General features: G+C 53.6%; 14 protein-coding genes. 6 read left to right on the forward strand and 8 right to left on the reverse strand.

Annotation, left to right across the window (positions count from 1 at the left end):
* Window positions 1-37 precede the first annotated feature (37 nt).
* The 4 genes from FMM01_RS07005 (at window position 38) to hflX (ending at window position 3,590) form a co-directional block, all read left to right on the forward strand.
* Window positions 38-943 (forward strand): proline-specific peptidase family protein, encoded by a 906-nt coding sequence (locus FMM01_RS07005; protein WP_027827801.1) that lies wholly within the window; start codon window positions 38-40, stop codon window positions 941-943.
* Between the two features lie 80 nt (window positions 944-1,023).
* Window positions 1,024-1,689 carry a histidine phosphatase family protein gene (locus tag FMM01_RS07010; RefSeq protein WP_027827800.1) on the forward strand — a complete coding sequence of 222 codons (666 nt, stop codon included), beginning with the start codon at window positions 1,024-1,026 and terminating at the stop codon, window positions 1,687-1,689.
* Window positions 1,690-1,897: 208 nt separating this feature from the next.
* Window positions 1,898-2,161 (forward strand): hypothetical protein, encoded by a 264-nt coding sequence (locus FMM01_RS07015; RefSeq protein WP_027827799.1) that lies wholly within the window; start codon window positions 1,898-1,900, stop codon window positions 2,159-2,161.
* Window positions 2,162-2,288: 127 nt separating this feature from the next.
* On the forward strand, window positions 2,289-3,590 hold the full coding sequence (gene hflX, locus FMM01_RS07020; protein WP_150392026.1) for a GTPase HflX: 1,302 nt from the start codon (window positions 2,289-2,291) through the stop codon (window positions 3,588-3,590).
* A 79-nt stretch (window positions 3,591-3,669) separates the two neighbouring features.
* On the opposite strand, the gene FMM01_RS07025 is transcribed toward hflX, so the two are convergent.
* From FMM01_RS07025 to FMM01_RS07050, 6 genes are all read right to left on the reverse strand, one after another.
* Complete coding sequence (locus FMM01_RS07025; RefSeq protein WP_063515492.1) at window positions 3,670-4,326, reverse strand: amino acid ABC transporter permease; 657 nt, start codon at window positions 4,324-4,326, stop codon at window positions 3,670-3,672.
* 2 nt (window positions 4,327-4,328) lie between these two features.
* The gene (locus FMM01_RS07030; protein WP_027827796.1) at window positions 4,329-4,991 is read right to left on the reverse strand and encodes an amino acid ABC transporter permease; all 663 of its coding nucleotides are present in this window, start codon (window positions 4,989-4,991) and stop codon (window positions 4,329-4,331) included.
* A complete protein-coding gene (locus FMM01_RS07035; RefSeq protein ID WP_150392027.1) occupies window positions 4,991-5,815 on the reverse strand; it encodes a transporter substrate-binding domain-containing protein in 825 nt (274 codons plus the stop codon). Before FMM01_RS07035 ends, FMM01_RS07030 begins: the two co-directional genes overlap by 1 nt.
* Before the next feature lie 16 nt (window positions 5,816-5,831).
* Complete coding sequence (locus tag FMM01_RS07040) at window positions 5,832-6,569, reverse strand: amino acid ABC transporter ATP-binding protein (RefSeq protein ID WP_027827794.1); 738 nt, start codon at window positions 6,567-6,569, stop codon at window positions 5,832-5,834.
* Between the two features lie 180 nt (window positions 6,570-6,749).
* Entirely contained in the window at window positions 6,750-7,340 is a 591-nt protein-coding gene (locus FMM01_RS07045) for a guanylate kinase (RefSeq protein ID WP_027827793.1), read from the reverse strand.
* Window positions 7,341-7,478: 138 nt separating this feature from the next.
* Complete coding sequence (locus FMM01_RS07050; RefSeq protein ID WP_150392028.1) at window positions 7,479-8,693, reverse strand: C40 family peptidase; 1,215 nt, start codon at window positions 8,691-8,693, stop codon at window positions 7,479-7,481.
* Between the two features lie 302 nt (window positions 8,694-8,995).
* Here FMM01_RS07050 and FMM01_RS07055 point away from each other — a divergent pair, with 302 nt between their 5' ends.
* Window positions 8,996-9,457 carry a GtrA family protein gene (locus tag FMM01_RS07055; RefSeq protein ID WP_150392029.1) on the forward strand — a complete coding sequence of 154 codons (462 nt, stop codon included), beginning with the start codon at window positions 8,996-8,998 and terminating at the stop codon, window positions 9,455-9,457.
* Between the two features lie 3 nt (window positions 9,458-9,460).
* On the forward strand, window positions 9,461-10,393 hold the full coding sequence (locus FMM01_RS07060; RefSeq protein ID WP_150392030.1) for a glycosyltransferase family 2 protein: 933 nt from the start codon (window positions 9,461-9,463) through the stop codon (window positions 10,391-10,393).
* Between the two features lie 293 nt (window positions 10,394-10,686).
* Here FMM01_RS07060 and FMM01_RS07065 read toward each other — a convergent pair whose 3' ends face one another.
* Together FMM01_RS07065 and tyrS are read right to left on the reverse strand one after the other, a co-directional pair.
* Entirely contained in the window at window positions 10,687-11,802 is a 1,116-nt protein-coding gene (locus FMM01_RS07065; protein WP_150392031.1) for a VanZ family protein, read from the reverse strand.
* 4 nt (window positions 11,803-11,806) lie between these two features.
* Window positions 11,807-13,063, reverse strand: coding sequence for a tyrosine--tRNA ligase (gene tyrS, locus FMM01_RS07070; protein WP_150392032.1), 1,257 nt, complete (start codon window positions 13,061-13,063; stop codon window positions 11,807-11,809).
* Between the last annotated feature and the right edge of the window lie 219 nt (window positions 13,064-13,282).

Here is a 13,282-nt window from a genome sequence, read left to right on the forward strand (position 1 = left end):
GGGCCGCGGCCCTGGCAAACGAAAGGTGCAACAGTATATGAAACAAGGTACAACGATCATCACCCTGGATAATGGCTACCATCTTTGGACCAATACCCAAGGCAGCGGCGACATCCATCTTCTCTGCCTCCACGGCGGTCCTGGCGGCAACCACGAATACTGGGAAAACTTCGGTGAAGAGCTTTCTGATATCGGCGTCCAGGTCACCATGTACGATCAGCTGGGCTCTTTCTACTCCGATCAACCGGACTATTCCGACCCGGCCATTGCTGAGAAATACCTGACCTATGATTATTATTTGGACGAAGTGGAAGAAGTTCGGCAAAAACTGGGCTTGGACAATTTCTACCTGATCGGTCAATCCTGGGGCGGTGCATTGACGATGATGTACGCGCTGAAGTATGGTCAGCACCTGAAAGGCGCGATCATTTCGTCCATGATTGATAACATCGACGAGTACTTGACGCACTTGAAGCAGATCCGTGCCGCGGCGCTGCCCAAGGAGGACGTCGAGTTCATGGAACAGTGCGAGGCCAATGGCGACTGGCACAATAAGCGGTATCAGGACTGTGTCGAAGTGTTGAACCGGGAATACGTTGACCGCCGCTACCCGTCACCGATCCAGCATCTGATCCCCACGATGGCCACGGCCGTGTACAACGCCTTCCAGGGCGACAACGAATTCGTGGTCACCGGCAAGCTGAAGGATTTCGACCTGCGCGGTCAGTTGAAGAACATCCAAGTGCCCACGCTGCTGACTTTTGGCGAACATGAAACGATGCCGCTGAGTTCCGCTCGGCGCATGGCTGAGGACATTCCCCATTCCCGTTTGGAAACGACGCCAAGTGCGGGACATCACCACATGATGGATAATCCGCCGGTATACTTCAGCCACTTGAAGAAATTCATCTTGGATGTAGAAAACAATCGTTTCCCAATGTAATCATACGGATCAAAAAAAATCACTTTGTATGGCCGGCCCAAGCAATCTTCTTTGTTTGGGCCGCTTTTTGGAGGAAACCCATGAAAACAGTTAACGTCTATCTGATTCGCCACGGTCAGACCTATTTCAACAAATACAACAAAATGCAGGGCTGGAGCGATTCGCCCCTCACTCCCGCAGGGATCGCCGGCGCCCACACCGTGGGGGAGCGTTTGAGCCACATGACCTTCACCCACGCTTACTCATCGGACACCACCCGCGCGCAGCACACAATGGACATCATCCTCAGCCACAACCTGAATACCACCATTCCGTACAAGACGACACCACTGTTCCGGGAACAATTTTACGGCTACTTTGAAGGCGCCGATTCCGCGCAGACCTGGTACGCCATCGCGATGCCCCACGGTCAGCGGAATTTCGGGTCGCTGCTGCAGCACCATTCATTGGACGAAACTAAAGACTTCATGCACGCCGCCGACCCCTTCCATGATGCCGAGAACGCCGTTACTTATTGGACCCGGCTGATGAAGGGCTTCAAGATGCTGCGGGAAGAAAACCGCCACGGCGACAATGTACTCTTGGTTTCCCATGGCACCACCATCCGCAGCATTACGGACAAATTCGGCAAAGGCCAATTTCCAGTGGAAGAAAGTCCGAAGAATGCCAGTATCACCAAATTACAGCTCACCGATAGCGGTATCACCGTCGTATACTACAACAATACCGCAGGCTTGTTGCAGTGATACCGAATCTTAACAATTCGTCACAAAACGTTTACCGGCGCTATCTCCCGCGGTTGGTAAAATCCAGTAAAAGTCGGGTAAAGCAAAAAAGGTTGCAACATCAAATCCATGTGCTATAATCTCTCTTGAAGTTTCGTAAGGGAATAAAAAAGTCCCTGTCAGTCAAGAACTTAGAATGCACTACAAAAAGACTAGGAGAGTTAACGCGATGTCTACTTTAGAAAATGACTTTTTACAATTCGTACTGGTACGGACCCAAGCGCAAGCACAGGACAAGATGACAGAGTTGATTACGGACCATTTTGCGGCGGAACATGCCGGCCACGTTACGGGCAGTGACGTGATCGAATACTTAACGTCGTTGTTCTCTATGATCAAGCCCGAGGCCGTTAGTGACGTGAATGACGTCATGGACGCCAATGGCAATTTGATCCCCGAGAATCACTACATGATGGTCCCTTTAGCCGCTTAATCTGATTTATCCGGCTGCTCTAGACCGAGGTCTGTACGCTTGACGTATGGACCCCGGTCTTTTCTTTTCCAGAAAACGCGTCACTGTGCTATCCTGAAACTGAGTGCATTAAGAAAGCAGGTATTCAATGCAAGATACAACGATACAAACCATCCCGACGATCATCGCCGGCTTAGACCGCCAACAGGCGGATTTTGATTACACCATGACTGAACTGGGCGAACTGGTCACTGCCGCGGGTATGACCGTCTCCAGCAAGGTCACTCAACGGGCCGACCACATTGACGCCGCCACTTACTTCGGTAAGGGCAAAGTGGAAGAAATGGCCGCCCAAGCCCGGGGTGAAGACGTGCCGATCATCGTCGTCAATGATGATTTGACCCCGTCCCAGACCCGAAATTTGGAAAAAATCACCAAGCTGTCTGTCATGGACCGCACGGAATTGATTCTGCGCATCTTCTCTTCTCGGGCCCGAACTCGGGAAGCCAAGCTGCAAGTAGCCATTGCCCGGGAAGAGTACGCCCTGCCCCGAGTCCACCCGTCTGCTAATCCCCTGGATCAGCAAGGCGGCGGCCGGGGTGCCAGCGGCGGCGCTACGGCTAACCGAGGGGCTGGTGAAACCCAGCTGGAACTGGACAAGCGGGTCATCCGCAAACGGATCACGCACATGCGCAATGAGTTGAAGGAGATCATGCGCGCCCAGGACACGCGCCGGGATCGCCGGATCCATCAGGCCCTGCCCTCCGTCGCGCTGGTCGGCTACACCAATGCCGGCAAGTCCACAACGATGAACGGCATGCTGCAGCAATACGGACTGACCGACAAACAGGTGATGGTCAAAAACCAGCTCTTCGCGACCCTGGATACCAGCGTGCGCAAGCTGCAATTGCCCAATCACCGTCATTTCCTGCTCAGCGACACCGTCGGCTTTGTTTCCCACTTGCCGCACCATCTGGTGGAATCCTTCAAGGCGACCCTAGCCGAAGCCCGGTATGCGGATCTGCTCATCCAAGTCGTCGACTTCGCTGATCCCCACTACCGGGAAATGATGGCCACCACTGAGGAGACCCTGAATGCCATTGACGTCAAGGATATCCCAATGCTCACCGTCTACAATAAGGCCGATTTGCGCCCGGATACCCATTATCCAGACCGGGAAGGCATGACCTTGACCTTGTCCGCCACGGACCCCAACTCGATCCGCCTGCTGGGTCAGACCCTGAATGAGCTGCTCTACAAGGACTACGTCACCACTGACCTCCTCGTGCCCTTCACCAAGGGCGACGTCGTGAACTACTTGCGGGACAACACGGAAGTGAAGTCTGAGCACTACACCGACGACGGCACCGCCGTCACCGCAGTGCTCGGCCCCATCGACCGCGGCCGGTTTGCGGAGTATGTCCAGGCGGCCGTAGCAGCGGCGAAGTAGGGCAAAGTTTTTCTACCAACGCCAAGAGGCGACCCCACTCGGGATCGCCTCTTATTTGTTGTGTCCAATTAATCCAATCTTACGCCGCTAATCGCCGGTCCAAATACCGCGAAATCAGCGACAACGAGAAGCAGACGATGAAGTACAGCACCGTCAGTGCAATAAAGATCGGCACCATGTAGTTCGTGTTCTGCCCATAAATCACCTGACCATGGTACATTAACTCCGGCAGCACAATGATCGTCGCCAAGGACGTATCCTTGACCAGCGAAATCAGCTGGGACACGATGGCCGGAATCATTTTTTTGAACGCCTGGGGCAAAATGATATGGTACATCGCCTGACCGTATGAGAGCCCATTACTCCGAGCAGCCTCCATCTGGCCGGGATCCACAGCTTGAATCCCGCCCCGGATGATTTCAGCCAGCATCATTGATTCAAAGACCGTCATCGCCACCATGGCCGCCGGTAAGGCATCCAGTCGGATTCCTAAGCTGGGCAAGCCGAAGTAAGTGAAGAACAGAATCAGCAGCAACGGCAAGTTCCGGATAATATCGATGACGAAACCAACGATTTTAGATAAGAACGGAATCTTCATGTACCGCAACAGTCCCAGCACCGACCCAATGATAAAGCTGAACACGATCGAGACGGCGGACAAGGCCACGGTGACCCACAATCCTTGGAGCAGATAGCGGATATTCACCCATTGATAAGCACCTGCAAAATCACCCATGGTTAAGCCTCCTCTCTCGTGTTTCTACCAGACCAGCGATGATCCAGGTAAGTCATACCGTAACTCATCGGCAGGGTAATGATTAAGTACAGTATCCCGACAATGGCATACGTCGTGGTAGTTTCAAACGTGGTGGAGGCAATCAAATTGCCCTGATACATCAAGTCGAACCCGGCGACAAAGGCCAAGACGGAAGAGTTCTTGACCAGGTTAATGAACTGGTTGCCCAGCGGCGGGACGGTGATCTTGATGGCTTGGGGCAAAATGATGTAGCGCATCGCCTGGACATAGGTCATGCCGTTGCTGCGCGCCGCTTCCATTTGGCCCGGGTCAACGGATTGAATGCCCGCCCGCACGGTCTCTGCAATGAACGCGGAAGTGTACAGGGTCAAGCCGATGGACCCGGCCGCAAATCCGCTCAGGGGAATGCCGAGGCGGGGAATCACGACGTAGAAGAACATCGTGATGACCAGCAAGGGCACGTTCCGGAAGAATTCCACATAGATCCGGCCAAAGATGCGCGCCGTCCGGCTAGGATTGATCTGCAATAGCGCAAAGATCGTCCCGATGATCAAACTGAAGAACAGCGACAGCAAGCTGGCACCCAGCGTATAGCCGAGTCCTTCCATAAACATGCCGAAATTATTGGTAAAAATGGTCCACATTATTTCAACCCCCCATCCGAGAAGCCCGCGATGTTGCCGAACCATTTGTCTTCGATTTTCTTATATGTGCCATCGGTCCGCATGGACGACAGCGCGACGTTGATCTGGTCCAGAAAATCTCGTTGGCCCTTATTGACGGCAATGGCATAAGGTTCCTTAGTGAAAGTGCCGCCGACCACCACGTAATCAGGATTGTCGGCGGACATCCCGTAAAGGATCCCGTTATCGGTCGTCAATGCATCGCCCTGACCTGATTGCAGAGCTGTGAATGCCTGGGCGTAATCGCTCAGTTGCAGGACCTGCGCGTCGGGCGCGACTTTCTTAATGTTTTGCACGGAGTTGGATCCTTGGACCCCAATGACCTTCGTGTTCTTATTCAAGTCTTTGACACTCTTGATTGGACTGCCCTTCTTCACCAGCAGCGCTTGGCCGGCGTTGAAGTAAGTATCTGAAAAGTCGACAACCTTTTGCCGATCCGGTGTATTCGTCATCGTGGCAATGATGGCGTCCACGTTCCCGTTTTTCAGCAACGGGATCCGGGTCTGACTGGTGACCGGCACCAAATTGATCTTAACGTTTTGGCCGAAGATCCGCCGGGATACTTCTTTGGCGATATCAATATCGAAGCCCTTGATTTCGCCGCTGCTGATGTCCATCAGCCCGAACAGCCGGGTATCATTCTTGACTCCCCAGGTGACGGAATTCGTTGCCCGGGCGCGGTCCAGGATATCCTCATCGGCCACGGACTTGGTGCCGCAACTGCTCAACAGAACGGACAGCGCCAGCAGCGGCAAGAGCCACAGCCAGTTTCTAAATTTGCGCATACCTGTCCCTCCGATCTTAATGGTTGATGACCTTGCTCAAGAATTCCTGCGCCCGTTCGTCCTTGGGTTTCTCAAAGAAACTTCTGACGTCCTTGGAATCTTCCAGAATGTGGCCGTTATCCATGAAGACGACCCGATCGCCCACTTCTTCGGCGAAGCCCATTTCGTGGGTCACGACGATCATCGTCATGCCTTGCTCGGCAATTTTCTTCATAACGTTCAATACATCGCCGATCATTTCCGGATCCAGCGCACTGGTCGGTTCATCGAACAGGATCGCTTGGGGCTTCATCGCCAAGGAACGGGCGATGGCGATCCGCTGCTGCTGGCCGCCAGAGAGCTGGTTGGGCATGCTCTTGGCCTTTTCAGATAAACCGACTAGATCGAGCAGCGCTCGTGCCTCTTCTTCGGCTTTATCCTTGGATTCCTTCAAGACCAGCCGCGGTCCCAAGGTGATATTGTCTAAGACAGATTTGTTGGCGTATAAATTAAAATGCTGGAAAACCATCCCAACATTTTTGCGGGTCCGGTTCATGTCCGTTTTCTTATCCGCCAAATCAAAATTATTGACGATCAATTGACCGGAGCTGATTCGTTCCAGGCCATTGATTGTCCGCAGCAAGGTGCTCTTGCCCGAGCCCGAAGGTCCGATTATTGTAACCACTTCACCTTTTTCAACTGTGAGATTGATGTGGTAAAGGGCATGAAACTTGCCATAATACTTCTCGACGTCATGAAACTCAATCATTGACATGGACAGCATCCCCTTCTCTTGTAGAACTTACAATTACTATAATACATGATAAAAAAAGCAGTTGTCACGTAATTTGTCGAAAAAATACGTGACAACTGATGTGAATGGCTTAATGGTGCGGTTTGAACCAATTAACGAAAAGATGAGGATACCTGAGTACAACTCATCGTAAACTCATTTTTAGAGCTCTTCGGACGCCATGCGCACCGCTTCGCGTTTGAGTAAGGCGTCAATCTCCTGCTTTGCTTCTACCCATGTATCGTTGTGGATCAGGTGGGCGACCGGGACCAGTTCTTCTGGTAATTTAAGATCCCGCTGATACTCCGGGCTGTGCAGCCGAGCTTCAACGGCCACGGGCTGATCGCCGCGGTCAATCATGCGTTGGCGCAGGCTGTCGGGATGACGCACCGTAATAAACAGCAAGAAGATGTGATTGCCAAAGGTCTCAATATAACTCTTTGCGCCTTCGGTGTCCAGTACCAAACTGACGATACGGTGCTTCTCCCAGGCTTTCTGCAAGGCTTCCCGGGACGAGCCGTATTGATGACCATCATAAGTGACTTGCTCGATCAGGTGCTTCTGGGCAAACGTCTCCGGCGTTTCGAAGTAGTACGAGACTCCGTTCTGCTCCCCTGACCGCGGAGCCCGCGTTGTGTGGGTCAGCACCCGGGGAATGCCGTATTGGGAATACAAATACTCACTGACGGTGTTTTTCCCAGTACCCGCCGCCCCGGTGATGATCCACAGTTCATTGTGCTTCTTTTTAGCCATGCGTTAACCCTTCCTCATACAATGTGCTAAGTCTATTCTACCAAAGTATGCCGGGGAACGGGGGATTGAGAAAGAAAAAGCTCGTTTCTAAAAATAGAAACGAGCCGGAAAGTGGGACTTTATTAATAAATAGTCAGATTAGATGCGGCGGCCAAAGTCCGGCCGGAAGTAAGCCACATTGCCGACCGTCACATTTTGACCAGGCGCCGGGGCGTGGATGTATTGGCCATTGCCGATATAGATGCCGACGTGGTACGCGGAGCCAACGCCGCCCCAGAAGACCAGATCGCCGGCCTGCAGGTCGCTGACGGAGACTTGGGTGCCGAGGGTACTCTGGGCTTGGGAAGTCCGCGGCAGGCTCATACCGGCCTGCTGGGCGGCATAGTAGATCAACCCGGAGCAGTCAAAGCCGGCCGGCGTAGTGCCGCCCCAAACGTAAGGCACACCCAGATATTGCTGCACGTTAGCAATCAAGCTGCCTTGGTTCGAACCGGTGGTTACGGTACTGGTCGCCGTGCTGCTTTGGCTGCTGGCCGAAGAACTGCTGCTCGCCGAAGCGGCTGCCGCGCTGGCTGCGGCCTGAGCGACTGCCGCTTGGGCCGCGGCCTGCTTAGCCGCGTCCTCCTGGGCCTTCTTCGCGGCGTCAGCAGTCTGCTGGCTCAATTGGGCCTGCAGAGCGGCTAATTCACCCTTGTGGTCCTCTAATTCTTTATTGAAGGCGTCCTGCTGCTTCTGAGCATTGGTCTTCAGAGTTTCCAGATCATTCTTCTGTTGGACCAGGGTCGCTTGCTTATCCTCTAAGGATTGCTTGCTGTCCGCCTTGTCTTGACGCAAGTCAGACAATTGCTGCTTGGCCTCGTTGACGGCATCCAACGCATCCTTGTTAGCGGCACTCAGCTTATTGACCGTCATGGAACGGCTGATCAAATCGGAGAAATCCTTGCTATTTAAAACGAAGTCCACGTAAACATTGCCGGAAATAGAATTGCTGCTTTGTTTTTGCAAAGCCACCAATTGCTTCTTCAACACGTCGGTCCGATCAGTGACCTGCTTCTGGGCAGCACTAATCTTCGTGTCGAAGGCGGCGATTTCTTTGGTCACTGACGCGATTGCTTTTTGGTTGGCATCAATATCATTGATTTTTTCAGAAACTTGATTGTTCAGCTTCGCCAGCGTCTTTTGCTGATCCTGAATCTTGGCCAGTAATTGGGACGTTGTGCTCTTGTTGCTGCTGATCTTGTCCTTGGTATCGCTGATGTTATCGGCCCGAACCACACTGGTCAGGCTGGTGGCTAACGTGCCGCTTAATGCTAGAACGCTCAGTACCCGCAAAAATTGTTTACTTGTCTTCAAAGATGTCCACTCCCGCGTATGCTTGTCGTTTGCCACTGATTCGGCAACAGGATTAAGAATAGCAGAGCAAGGTTACAGTTGGGTTACGGCGAGGTTACTACTTAGTCACCAGAGGGTGAAGGCCGACGGTCAGAGGCGTAGGCAGAAGGACAACCGGGCACAAACCCGCACTGAGGTTTTTGCCCGGTTGTCCTTCTGCCCTAGCCTCTGTCGGCCTGAGCCCGTTTACGAGCGCCGCTCTCTATGTTGTCTGACCGGCGTTAAACGGGTAAACTGATAAGGAAGAAATTTGGGAGGATTTTATGGATAAGCTGCGGCATCTCTACTACCAGTACCATGATTTCATCATGTACGCCTTCTTCGGCGGGCTGACCACCCTGGTGAATTTGGTCACTTTTTGGGTCCTGCATGAAACGTCGCTGCATCTCGGCTGGGCTCTGGCCAATACCATCGCCTGGTTTTTATCAGTGACTTTTGCCTTTTTCACCAATAAAACTTGGGTCTTCCGGTCACCCTACACGACGGCAAGTGCCTTTTTCAAAGAAATGTTTTGGTTCTTCGCCGCACGTGGCGTAAGCTACCTGGCTGACATGGCCATCATGTGGGTTGGTATCGACCTGCTCCACGCCAGCGCGATGCTGACAAAGATCGTCGACCAAGTCGTGGTCATTTTAATGAATTACGTTTTCAGTAAGTGGATCTTCCACAGCAGTGATGCCAATACCAATATCCAAGAATCAGCAGAAAAGAAGCAAGAGGAGTAAACAATGGCCACAATCAGTCTCGTCGTCCCCTGTTATAACGAGCAGGAAGCATTACCGATTTTTTATGATACGGTGGAAAAAGTCATTCACGAAAAGCTCGCCGACTACGCGGTCGAATATCTTTTCGTCAACGATGGGTCCGCCGATAACACGCTGAAGGAAATGCGCCAATTACAGGAAAAAGATCCAGACCACGTTCATTATATTTCTTTCTCCCGCAACTTTGGCAAGGAGGCCGCCCTTTACGCCGGCTTGCAGAATGTCGGCGGCGACTATGTTGCCGTGATGGACGTGGACCTGCAAGACCCGCCTGATTTGCTGCCGCAGATGCTCTCCGGCATCCTTGATGAGGGCTACGACGTCGTCGGCACCCGGCGGGTCACCCGGGCTGGCGAACCACCGATTCGCTCCTTCTTTGCCCGGATGTTCTACCGGCTGATCAATAAGATCTCGAAAACAGAAATCGTTGACGGTGCCCGAGATTATCGGCTGATGACCAAGCAGGTCAAGGATGCTATCCTGTCCGTCACGGAATACAACCGGTTCTCTAAAGGCATCTTCGGTTGGGTCGGCTTCAAGACCAAGTACATCCCTTATGAAAATGTGGAACGCGTTGCCGGTGAGACCCACTGGTCCTTCTGGAGCCTGTTCAAATACTCCCTGGACGGCATCGTCGCCTTCTCTGAGACTCCCCTGGCCATTGCCTCCTTCGTTGGCCTGCTGTCCTTCGTCGGCGCCGTCTGCGCCTTGATCTTCATCATCGTCCGGGCCATGATCAACGGCGACCCCACCCCCGGCTGGCCCAGCATGGTCTCCATCTTCCTCGCCGTCGGCGGCCTCCAACTCCTCTGCCTCGGCATTGTCGGCAAATACATCGGCAACATCTACCTAGAAGTCAAACACCGCCCCATTTACATTGTACAGGAGAAAAAATAATCCGAATCCAAACAAAGAAGCATTCTCGCTTGAAATGAATTCAGCGTGAATGCTTCTTTTTGAATGTGTCAGTTTCGACGAATCTAGTGCCAATGCGAAGCAAGCGGAGGCGGATGGGGCTCAGCCATGGAAACCACACGGCGGCTTTGCCGCCGATGTGGTTAGGCGATTTTGAGACCGCGAAGCGGGCTCAAAACGCCGTCATGGCTAGCTACGCCTTCGGCTTCGCACTAGCTTGCGCTTCAGCTTGCGCTTCAGCTTGCGTAGCATTGGCACGGCAATCAACGACCAACCTATTTGTTCACCAGCTTCGTCCGCGTCACCCACTCAAACACCAGCAAATGACTCCGCATGACAAACGCCAACAACCAATCACCGAACATCAGCGACAGCACCAACAACCCCGCCAACATCCCAACACCAGCCCAGGTAAACCGGCTGAAGCCGATCCCGTTGATCGCATTGACACACTCCGCAGTGCCGTACAGCACTCCCACCGGCACGCCATACCCCACCAGGAACCGCACCGCCGGCTGCCACCAATGCACTGGGTTGTCCTGCATCGTCCGCATTTGCAAGCGCACCGTGCGCATCCCCAGCGTCTGTCGGCCAAACGTCGGCGGTCCCACTAGCCACAGGAACAGTACCGCCCACGTCAGCCAACCCGGTGCTGAAACACGCCCAATCAAGCTCACAGCCACGCCAATCAGCGTAGCCAGAAGCAGCGCTGCCAGCCAGTCCACAACGAACCCCGCCAGCCGCCGCCACATCGAGACATTTTCTGCGTGCTTGGCCGCACTGTGATCCATCTGCGCGTCCGTCGGCAAAATCGGCATCACCAGCCGGGCCAAGCCGCACCCGATCCAGCCGCCCGTGGTATTCAGCAGCAAGTCGTCCACATCGAACAACCGGTACGGCCGCGGATAAACGCCGTACAGCCCGCTGAGCTGCGTCAATTCAAAGAACAGCGACAGACAGAAACTGCTGATGATCACTTGCCACCATGGCCGATGGAAGTAATACCGCAAAAAGGCCCCAAAGGGAATCGTCAGCGCCACGTTGAACGCCGGCTGAATTACGGTAGGCGCCAGCAGCGCTGCCTTCCACGTGTGCACGTTGCCGAGCTGCAACGGATTGTATTTCAAAAACTCCCGAATAAACGTCAGCGGCACCAAATTATACTTTGGCGTGGTCAGCTTCGCCACCACCGCCCGGTCCGGCAGCGGCAGAATGATCAGAAAATACGCACACAGCAGATAGAAAACGAAGATATAGGTCCAAAAGACCCGCCAGCGGGACACCGCGCCGTATTTGTGATAATGCCACCACATAAACGGCAGCGCGATGATAAACGCTAACACCGGAAACGCATAGACCGCCGAGCGCAGGTCGTTGACATAAACGCTCATCGTCTTACGCCTGCACTTTCACCAACGTGTACTTCTTCTTCCCCTTGCGGATGATCACATAATGGCCGCCAAAAGCCGCGTCCGTATCCACCACAAAGTCCAGACTCTGCTGGCGTTCACCGTTCACATAGATTGCCCCGTTCTGGACGTCCTCCCGGGCTTGCCGGCGGGACGGCTCAATATGGGTCAGATCCACCAGGAACTCCACGATGCCAGTCTGGCCGCTGGGCACGTCCACAGAGGGTACATCCTTGAAGCCCTGGGCAATTTCGTCCGCCGTCAAGGCCCGCAGATCGCCGGAGAACAGCGCATGGGAGATCTTCTCGGCAGTGACCACCGCGTCTTCACCGTGGACGAACTTTGTCACTTCTTGTGCCAGCGTTCGTTGGGCCTCCCGCTTTTCCGGGGCCTCCTGAACGGCATCCGCCAGTTCATCGATTCGTTCATGGCTTAAGAACGTGAAGTACTTCAAGTACTTGACCACATCCCGATCATCCTGGTTGAGCCAGAATTGGTAGAACTCGTAGGGCGTGGTCTTCTTCGGATCCAGCCACACCGCCCCGCCGGCAGATTTACCGAACTTAGTACCGTCGGCCTTGAGCATCAGCGGAATCGTCAAGCCGAAGACCTTTGTCTCCGGGCCCTCGATCCGGTGGATCAAATCCACGCCGGCCGTGATGTTGCCCCACTGATCCGCGCCACCCATTTGGACTTGCACGGCGTTGTGCCGGAACAAATGCAGAAAGTCGACGGATTGCAGGATCTGGTAAGTGAATTCGGTGAATGAAATTCCCGTCTCCAACCGGCTGGCCACGACTTCCTTATTCAGCATCGTATTCACGGAGAATAATTTGCCGTAATCCCGCAGGAAATCCAAGATTGAAATCTGAGACAGCCAGTCGTAGTTGTTCACCACTTGGAAGTCCTGGGTGCCAAACAATTTAACCAGCTGATTGGTCAGCTTTTCCTGGTTTTCCTTAACCTGGTCCATGGATTGCAGCACCCGTTCGCTGTTGCGCCCCGATGGATCACCGATGGAGCCGGTACCGCCGCCAATGAGCATCACCGGGTGATTGCCGGCTTCCTGGAACCGTTTGAGCATCATAAACGGAATCAAGTGGCCGACGTGCAAAGAATCCCCCGTGGGATCGGTCCCAACATATATACTTACGGGATGCTGTTTGAGTTCTTCCCGTAAGCCCTCGGCATCGGTTTGCTGATTAATGGCCCCGCGCCATTGCAAGTCTTCAATTAAATCCATGTGTGTCATTTCTCCCTTTCTTCACGGGTCGTCGGCAGTAACGCAACAAAAAAGCCGCCCCAATACAAATGTGTATTGGGACGACTGATTGCCGCGGTACCACCCAGCTTGCGTCCAAGACGCCAACTTCGTTCGATTAACGATCAACGACCGTCCAGCACTGCTGGTTCATTGTACTTCGGCATCGTTGACTGACAAGCTCACAGCACCCGCTTGCTT

Source organism: Schleiferilactobacillus harbinensis, assembly GCF_008694105.1.
Lineage (GTDB): Bacteria > Bacillota > Bacilli > Lactobacillales > Lactobacillaceae > Schleiferilactobacillus > Schleiferilactobacillus harbinensis.

Excerpts from the sequence above, each read along its gene's own strand:
- FMM01_RS07015 (WP_027827799.1), top strand. The coding sequence starts at position 1,898 with ATGTCTACTTTAGAAAATGACTTTTTACAATTCGTACTGGTACGGACC.
- FMM01_RS07005 (WP_027827801.1), top strand. The coding sequence starts at position 38 with ATGAAACAAGGTACAACGATCATCACCCTGGATAATGGCTACCATCTT.
- FMM01_RS07045 (WP_027827793.1), bottom strand. The coding sequence starts at position 7,340 with ATGGCTAAAAAGAAGCACAATGAACTGTGGATCATCACCGGGGCGGCG.
- FMM01_RS07040 (WP_027827794.1), bottom strand. The coding sequence starts at position 6,569 with ATGTCAATGATTGAGTTTCATGACGTCGAGAAGTATTATGGCAAGTTT.
- tyrS (WP_150392032.1), bottom strand. The coding sequence starts at position 13,063 with ATGGATTTAATTGAAGACTTGCAATGGCGCGGGGCCATTAATCAGCAA.
- FMM01_RS07060 (WP_150392030.1), top strand. The coding sequence starts at position 9,461 with ATGGCCACAATCAGTCTCGTCGTCCCCTGTTATAACGAGCAGGAAGCA.
- FMM01_RS07035 (WP_150392027.1), bottom strand. The coding sequence starts at position 5,815 with ATGCGCAAATTTAGAAACTGGCTGTGGCTCTTGCCGCTGCTGGCGCTG.
- FMM01_RS07010 (WP_027827800.1), top strand. The coding sequence starts at position 1,024 with ATGAAAACAGTTAACGTCTATCTGATTCGCCACGGTCAGACCTATTTC.
- FMM01_RS07055 (WP_150392029.1), top strand. The coding sequence starts at position 8,996 with ATGGATAAGCTGCGGCATCTCTACTACCAGTACCATGATTTCATCATG.
- FMM01_RS07030 (WP_027827796.1), bottom strand. The coding sequence starts at position 4,991 with ATGTGGACCATTTTTACCAATAATTTCGGCATGTTTATGGAAGGACTC.
- hflX (WP_150392026.1), top strand. The coding sequence starts at position 2,289 with ATGCAAGATACAACGATACAAACCATCCCGACGATCATCGCCGGCTTA.
- FMM01_RS07065 (WP_150392031.1), bottom strand. The coding sequence starts at position 11,802 with ATGAGCGTTTATGTCAACGACCTGCGCTCGGCGGTCTATGCGTTTCCG.
- FMM01_RS07025 (WP_063515492.1), bottom strand. The coding sequence starts at position 4,326 with ATGGGTGATTTTGCAGGTGCTTATCAATGGGTGAATATCCGCTATCTG.